This is a genomic window from Bradyrhizobium sp. Ai1a-2 (assembly GCF_000426245.1).
Taxonomy (GTDB): Bacteria; Pseudomonadota; Alphaproteobacteria; order Rhizobiales; family Xanthobacteraceae; genus Bradyrhizobium.
The window spans coordinates 1-2,401 of sequence record NZ_AUEZ01000207.1 but is presented as its reverse complement, the minus strand read 5'-3'; the positions used below and the strand labels follow the sequence as shown (position 1 = coordinate 2,401).

Here is a 2,401-nt window from a genome sequence, read left to right as displayed (position 1 = left end):
TGGCTGGAGCTTTTGTTGCACCAAATCCTGGTCAGGCTCATCCTCCGATTTCAGCTCGTCCCAAGCTGAAATCAGACTTCTTCACGGGCGACTAGTTCGGCTTTCAACATTTCAAACGGCGTGAGCGTTGCGCAACTCAGCGCCCGATCCGGGAAATTCAGGCGCAGGCGACCTCCGCGATGCCGCCTTTAACCTCTCGAGTGGGCGTGACCTCCGCGGTGTGAACCTGGGGCAGATCATCCCAATGCATGTCCTTGTAATTGAAGTCGCGCGCGAGCGTAGGCTTGACCACCATGAAGTAGGGCGAAATATCGAAATCGCGCGGCACATAAAGTGACGAGTGACGGATCTCGGCGATTTCATGCCGCGCCGTCTGGCTCTCGACGTGCCTTATCTTTGGCAGGATCGGGTAACGCACGGCATCGAATGCTTGCGCAATCAGCGAAGAACAGACGATGCGGCTGGCGTCGCCGGACCCGAGTGCAATCGATCGGCGGCGCCAACGCTGCGTCACCGACCATAGCAATAGATAGCGCATCAGGTCAACGACATTCTTGTAATCGTAGCCGAGACCAATGCGTTCGGTGGCGTAACGGCAGACCTTTCCGCAGTCCGTTTCGCTCAGGCCCACCGGCCGGCAGATGCGGGTTTGACAATGCAGATACTTCGACAGTGGCGCCGACACGACACCTTCGTCAATATTGGCTTCGATCAAGACGTGGGGCTCGCCGTCAGTTGCGGCGCCGGCAATCGGACCGACGTACAATGCCGAATGCGACCAGGTCGATTGAGTTAGATACTTGATGCTGCCGGAAATACGACCTTTGCCCTCGACCAGCAAAACGTCGCCGGGTCGAAGAGCATCGCGCAGGGACCTCAAACCATTCGCAGCGAACGGCTCACAGTGCTTGGTCGGTCTGTGGAGCCGGGCAATCAAACGTCCAACATTGTCGAACATCCAGCCCACGAATCGTTCCTCACCCTTTTGGTGGTTTCCGATATGGCAGTTACAGACAGCTTTCCTGCCCTTCCTTTACTCAAGTTACAAGCCAAGCGTAATCAAAGGGAGATGGACCGGACCATTGCACGAAAGTTGATCCGTGCATCCCATTGGTTTGGGAAGCACATACCCAAGTTTGGGTCGACGACCTCGCCGTTGCCCCCGATGAGAGCATCGCATTCGTTCTAGAGTGGGTAGCTCGCGAGAGCGGTCGATCTGCTGGGTAGCGCTTTTGTTCACCAAGTGCGCTCGCGTGGTCGCAACGCCCTGCCGAGCGACGAATCGAACGTGACACGGAAGATGCTTGGCGTGTCTACCGGCTTAGCGGGCGGACAGAGTTCAGATTTTGTGAAGGGTTTCGGATGCCGGCCGCTTGAGGGACGGCGCCGCGTGTTCGGCGGCCGGCGTCCGAAAGCCTCCAAGGGAGGAAACCGCGCTTGGGGAACGTAAAGTGGTGCGGCAAGCGCTATGGGGTTTTGAGTGCCGCGGGCGCGCTGGCTGATTTGGATCGAGCCGATGCAACGAGTTGTGCGACGGTGAAGCGGTTGGTGGATGAGCGGCTGGCGGTACGGAACTCGATAAATTGAGTGACGGTTTGTGACGGCAGGGGGATATCTGGACGTGCTCTGCCGTGGCCGGTCGAGAGGCAGCGAGCACAACAAGCAGATTGGCGGGATTGTGATGCGGTCATGAGGTGTCAATCCTGATGCGGTTCGTTGGAGCTGCCGGCTGATGCCGTGGCGTTGCGCCGCGCGCGAAGACCTCGATGATGATCATGCGACCGCCGCAGCATGGACAAGCCGGTTTGCTGGAATCTGCAGCGGCACTGGTGGGCTCGCTCTGGGCGTTTGAAGCAGCAATCAGCTCCCGCGCGCGGGCGATGTTATCGGCGCAAGCGCCTTTGGCGAACAGGCCGTAGTGGCGGATGCGATGCAAGCCTTTGGGCAGCACGTGGATGAGGAAGCGGCGGATGAACTCGTCAGTGGCGAGCGTCATCCGCTTGTAGCGATCGCGGCCCTCGCTGCGATAGTCCTTCCACTTGAAGGTGACGCCCTGCTCATCGAAGGCGATCAGGCGGCTGTTGGCGATGGCCACGCGGTGGGTGTAGCGCGACAGATAAGCCAGCACCGCCTCGGGTCCGCCGAACGGACGCTTTGCGTAGACGACCCATTCGGTCCTGCGCAGCGGTGCGAGATAAGCCGTGAAGGATTGCGCCTCGGCGAGCTGGCTGTTGTTGCCAAAGAAGCTCAGGCGGCCGGCCTGGTGCGCGGCGACGAGCTTCTCCAGGAACAGGCGCCGGAACAGCCGGGAGAGCACGCGCACGGGGAGGAAGAAGCCGGGTCGGCACGACATCCAGCGCTGGCCATCCAGCGAGATGCCGCCGCCGGGCACGATCATGTG

2 protein-coding genes are annotated in these 2,401 nt (G+C 60.1%); both read right to left on the bottom strand.

What is annotated here, in order from left to right; all coding sequences use genetic code 11:
- Nucleotides 1-157: 157 nt before the first annotated feature.
- The gene (locus K288_RS49100; protein ID WP_084800139.1) at nt 158-967 is read right to left on the bottom strand and encodes a YiiX/YebB-like N1pC/P60 family cysteine hydrolase; all 810 of its coding nucleotides are present in this window, start codon (nt 965-967) and stop codon (nt 158-160) included.
- A 720-nt stretch (nt 968-1,687) separates the two neighbouring features.
- On the bottom strand, nt 1,688-2,401 hold a 714-nt coding region (locus K288_RS49095; protein ID WP_043162451.1), incomplete at its 5' end, for a transposase.